This window comes from Planktothrix sp. FACHB-1355 (genome assembly GCF_014748295.1).
Lineage (GTDB): Bacteria > Cyanobacteriota > Cyanobacteriia > Cyanobacteriales > Aerosakkonemataceae > Aerosakkonema > Aerosakkonema funiforme_A.
Genome location: NZ_JACJUP010000498.1, coordinates 1 through 4674, shown reverse-complemented (window position 1 = coordinate 4674; position 4674 = coordinate 1). Strand labels below are relative to the sequence as shown.

Genomic DNA, 4674 nt, shown 5'->3' with positions numbered 1-4674 from the left:
GACTTGACAAAAAGCGAATTTCGGGCTCTGGTTTGCCCATTGCTGCATAGGCAGCTTTGACTGAATGGGCAGCTTTTTGGCGATCGATCGGCTCAGTGGAAAGGTCAATACCTCTCCACTTATGCCGATAAACAGGAATCAAAGCTTCTTGCTCTGGAGTCAGCTTCTCAACTTTAGTCGGCGACATACCGCCATCCCGCTGGTTCGTATTCCCGCTGAATCCTCACCATCCAGTTACCTTGGGGAATGGAAATCTGCTTATGCTCTTCGTGAGTTAAGATTGCTTCTTTGGAAAGCACGCGCAGATAAAGAGTACCATCCCGCTCTAATAACTCAGCTTCTCCCTTGCTAATGCGGTGAGCGTGTCCCGTCACCTCACCCTCTGCCAACGTTAAGTGAGGTAGTTTTTTCCCTTCAGCTTGCTGCGCTGGCAGTAAAATCACATCGCCTTGTCGAATCGGTTGCATTGGCTCTCTCCCAAAACACATCAAAGTTTGGATACAGCTGGCTGTTCCTTCTACCCAGTCGGCAGTTCTCCGCTAGATAAAAATTTAGTTTGACTTATCAATGATTATACGCTATGATTCCGACCCTTCCCAAATCACCTTTTTGCTTGATTTTAGCGGGTGCGGTCATACAACCGTTGTCAGCCGATACCAAATCCGGGTCTGCTACCCCCTTTTCCCCCTTCCCCAAAAATAACGGAAGCAGATTTGGTATGAGTGAGGTACGGAGAGCGGCTTATATCGGTAAATACGTACCTAAGTATTAAGAATCATAAAGTATTTACGAACTGTTTCAAGACTTCTTGACACTTTTGTGAAGTCTCAGTTAAGTTGGATTCGTAATTTTACATACCCATAAAAATTTCAGTAAAAATCTAGTTCTAGGGATACGTATTTTTAAGGGTATGTAGAAGCGAGAGAACCAATCTGCTCGCCAAATCGAAAACTTACAGGCACTAATTCCCTGCCGCCAACAGCGGCAAAAGAGCATTCTTTGAGCGACTAGACAGCTAATTATCAAAGGTTACTTTGATATGTATGGCTTGTTTGCTTAGATTGCTGCCACAGATGAGAGCTACCAGCAGGACGTAGAAATCTGCGATCAATCCTAATGTCGAGCGACGATCGCAATCGGCAATTTGCGATTATCGAAATTACACTTATGGCTGGAATTTCGCACCTAATAATTTCAAAATTTGGCTTTTTAAAACCTGAAAAGCTTATCCAAAAGCTATTTTTCTAAAAGCGGTTGGGTAGGTAAGGTTTTGATGCCGCACGAGCTGATGATGGGGGTTACAACCGTCAGTACAGCGATGTGTTCATGCACATCAAGCATTAAAAAAGTGAGTACTTGGTTTGAGCAATATGCAGAATTACCTGCGTAATTCTGTTTAATTGCCAAGTAAGCGCTCGGTTTTTTAGTGTTTTTCAACTGAAAACATATCAATGAAGAGGTCAAAAATGGAAACCGACAAGCTATCTAATCAAGACATTTTGAATTCCGATCTCCTCGACGAAGCTACATCTACTAAAAACGAAAACCAAAAGTCTGGATCTGGCTCCAGAGACGACGTATCAACCCCTCGCGAAGACTTGTTAACAGGTAAAACGCCAAACGATACCCGCTTTACAGGACTGAAATACGAATCGCTACCGAGGGAACTTTCCGAACAATTAAAATATGCAGTTATTCGGGCTTCCGATCTCACAAACTACACTCGCGAAGAACTGGCTGCAACTGACAAATGGATAGTAGGTTTATCAGACGTAGGAACTTCTCGGAACTTAGCACCCAGTCTGGGAGCCAAGCAAGTGCAATCTACCGGCTATATTCCCAATACTTACGTATGGCAATTTAGCGCACGAAGCGATGCCAATGCGATCGCCAAACAGTTACAATCCCTAGAAGGCGTTACCTTTTTCTATCCCTTAGTACCGCGCCAGCAGCAGACGCGCTCTGCCGACAGCAAAGAAACCAAAGACCCGCGCTTCATTCCCAACGATCCCCTCTTCACCCAGCAGTGGCACCTGAAGAACACCGGTCAAACTGGCGGTACTCCCGGAGCAGATGCAAACGTAGAAACAGCTTGGAACACAGTCAAAGGAGAAGGTGCGGTCATCGGTATTGTGGATGATGGATTGCAATACACCCACCCAGATCTAAACCCCCAGTACCAAGCAGCCTACAGCTACGACTTCAACTTTAACGACCCCGATCCTTCACCTGAACCGTGCAGGAAGCCCCTGGCTTTAGACATGGGGATGAATGCACCTGGCGATTTTAATCGCCGTCAAGTACCGGGCTTCCACTTCTGATTTTCAATATACCTTTTAACAACATACAATGGCGCTCCACCAACGTTCGCCACAAAATAAGAATTAGTCCACAAGGTAGGCAATCTACTTTTAAGCCAAGGGAACTCCTGTCTTAAATAGCGAGATGACCTACCTTTGAGTTCATTACTACTATTCTCTCAGCGACTCGTGTATAATAATTATATCACCTATTCAATCAATCAATCAATGCCTCGCCAAACTAAAGCTAGAACTCCGTCATTTATGATCGAGATACCCCTAAAGGTATCCGACAAAGATGCTGGGGTTTTGGCTTCTAGATTTGAAGCGGGTAGGCAACTTTATAACGCCTGTTTGGGTGAAGCAATGCGGCGACAAAAGTTAGTTAAACAATCCAAGAAATACCAAGAAGCAAGAACGCTCAAAAAGGGCAAAGCAAGAACATCAGCCTTTAAGGAAGCGAATCAAGCCTATGGCTACAGTGAATACGATCTGCATTCTTATTGCACAACTATTCGTAATTCTTGGATTGGGGAACATATCGACTCAAATACGGCGCAGAAATTAGCGACCCGCGCTTTCAATGCCTCTTGTCGAGTAGCTTTCGGTCAAGCCAAAAAGGTTAGATTTAAGGGCAAAAATCAACTTGACTCCCTAGAAGGCAAGACAAACAAGACTGGCATTAGATGGGTTAACGAAACCTTGATTTGGGGCGACCTTCAGTTCAAACCACATTTAACAACTTATGACCCAGTAATGATTCATGGGTTGAATAGTCGAGTTAAATATGTGAGATTGCTTCGCAGGCGGATTGGGAGTAAAAGCAAAACCTTTTACTACGCTCAATTAGTTTGTGAAGGCAAACCATATCTAAAGCCCAAAAACTCAATTAGTCAAGGAACAGTCGGCGTCGATATTGGCCCTTCTACTATTGCTATTGTTGGAGACGAATCAGCAAAGCTAACATTATTCGCATCAGAATTAAAGTTTAATCAGAAACGGATTCGCCAACTACAAAGTCAGATGGAACGCTCCAAAAGAGCTAACAATCTAAGCAACTACAATCCTAACTTTATTGATAAAAGAGGACGGAAAAACAAAGGGACAATTAAGAAAGGTCGTCACAGATGGAATAATTCTCAGAGCTACCAAAGACTAAGAAATACTAAAGCTAATTTAGAAAGAAAGTTAGCTGCCCACAGAAAGTCTTTGCACGGGAAATTGGTTAAGGAAATCCTGGGTTTGGGTAATAACATTAAGCTGGAAAAGTTATCCTACAAATCGTTTCAAAAGAATTATGGAAAATCAGTAGGGAAACGCGCACCAGGGGAATTTGTGTCGCATCTAAAGCGCAAGGCTGAAAGTGCTGGCGCTCTTGTGACAGAATTCTCTACTAAGACAACTAAATTGTCGCAAACTTGTCATCAGTGTGGCAGCGTTAAGAAAAAGAATCTCTCCGACAGGATTCATCAATGCGATTGTGGAATCCTTTGCCAGAGAGATTTGTATTCGGCGTTTCTTGCCAAATTTGTTGATGAAAAAGAACTGCTTCAAGCGAATCAAGCTCAAAATGCTTGGTTAGGTTCGGAACCGATCCTGTATGCGGCTTGGAGACAGGCGACCCAAACTAACTTGCGATCAGAAGGACGAGTTTCTTCTTCCTTTGGGAAATTCCCAGAGTCAGAGCGAGTCGCAACGAAAGTTCTCAATGTCGATGCTAAGAATTTGGATGTTGTACCAATTCGGGAGAGCCAAGTAGAGGCATCATCGCATTTTGAACCCCCGTCCCTTTAGGGCTGGGGTGGCTTCAGCTTCCGCCTCCTAACTACGACGGCGTACAGCAAAGTAAATACCCAGTAGGGACACACCAACTGTACCCGCAGGATCGGGCACAGTAACCGGTTTTTCAGCCGGAATCATCTGACCGTACAAAGAAGCTTTGGCGACGCTTCCTTCTGGTGAATTGAACTCGCTCAGGATTGTTTTACCACCATTTGTAGAAAAGCCCATTAGTTTAAGGGTATAGTCGTTGCCTTGGTAATTAAATATTTGGCTGGATACCCCAGCGGTAGAAAAACGCAACCTGTCACCATCGAGAATAGGGTTACCAGTGTTGTTAGGTGTGTTCAGGATATTAAATAAAAAGTTAAATGTCTCCTCGTTAGCGAATGGAAGGGTGAGAGACAATCCTATAGTTAGCGGAAAATCACCATCGAAGTTAGAGTAAGTATATGTGCTGCCATTGCCGTAAGAGAGTGTGCCAAGGTTGAAAAGGCTGTTTGCACTGGTGCTAAAGTTTCTACCGTCGAACTGAACATAGCTGGGGAATTTGTCTGGAGACGCTATGCCCCAAGTGAGGCGGTTATTTGTACCG

General features: G+C 44.1%; 4 protein-coding genes and 2 pseudogenes. 2 read left to right on the top strand and 4 right to left on the bottom strand.

What is annotated here, in order from left to right:
- Both H6S82_RS19220 and H6S82_RS19215 read right to left on the bottom strand, forming a co-directional pair.
- A pseudogene (locus H6S82_RS19220) lies at positions 1-187 on the bottom strand (hypothetical protein); the annotation flags it as partial.
- Positions 174-467, bottom strand: a complete 294-nt coding sequence (locus H6S82_RS19215) for a hypothetical protein (RefSeq protein WP_190475501.1) — start codon at positions 465-467, stop codon at positions 174-176. The pseudogene H6S82_RS19220 and the gene H6S82_RS19215, both read right to left, overlap by 14 nt.
- Positions 468-1466: 999 nt before the next feature.
- Here H6S82_RS19215 and H6S82_RS19210 point away from each other — a divergent pair.
- On the top strand, positions 1467-2321 hold the full coding sequence (locus tag H6S82_RS19210; RefSeq protein WP_190475503.1) for a S8 family serine peptidase: 855 nt from the start codon (positions 1467-1469) through the stop codon (positions 2319-2321).
- On the opposite strand, the pseudogene H6S82_RS19205 reads toward H6S82_RS19210, so the two are convergent.
- Positions 2297-2461, bottom strand: a pseudogene (locus H6S82_RS19205) (transposase); the annotation flags it as partial. The gene H6S82_RS19210 and the pseudogene H6S82_RS19205 sit on opposite strands and share 25 nt — an antisense overlap.
- Before the next feature lie 67 nt (positions 2462-2528).
- On the opposite strand from H6S82_RS19205, the gene H6S82_RS19200 reads away from it, so the two are divergent.
- Positions 2529-4094: a zinc ribbon domain-containing protein gene (locus H6S82_RS19200; RefSeq protein WP_191056572.1), complete on the top strand. Its 1566-nt coding sequence runs from the start codon at positions 2529-2531 to the stop codon at positions 4092-4094.
- 27 nt (positions 4095-4121) lie between these two features.
- Here H6S82_RS19200 and H6S82_RS19195 read toward each other — a convergent pair.
- The coding region (locus H6S82_RS19195) for a choice-of-anchor K domain-containing protein (protein ID WP_191056571.1) at positions 4122-4674 on the bottom strand (553 nt) is incomplete at its 5' end.

Coding starts and splice junctions, on each gene's coding strand:
- H6S82_RS19200 (WP_191056572.1), top strand. CDS start 2,529: ATGCCTCGCCAAACTAAAGCTAGAACTCCGTCATTTATGATCGAGATA.
- H6S82_RS19215 (WP_190475501.1), bottom strand. CDS start 467: ATGCAACCGATTCGACAAGGCGATGTGATTTTACTGCCAGCGCAGCAA.
- H6S82_RS19210 (WP_190475503.1), top strand. CDS start 1,467: ATGGAAACCGACAAGCTATCTAATCAAGACATTTTGAATTCCGATCTC.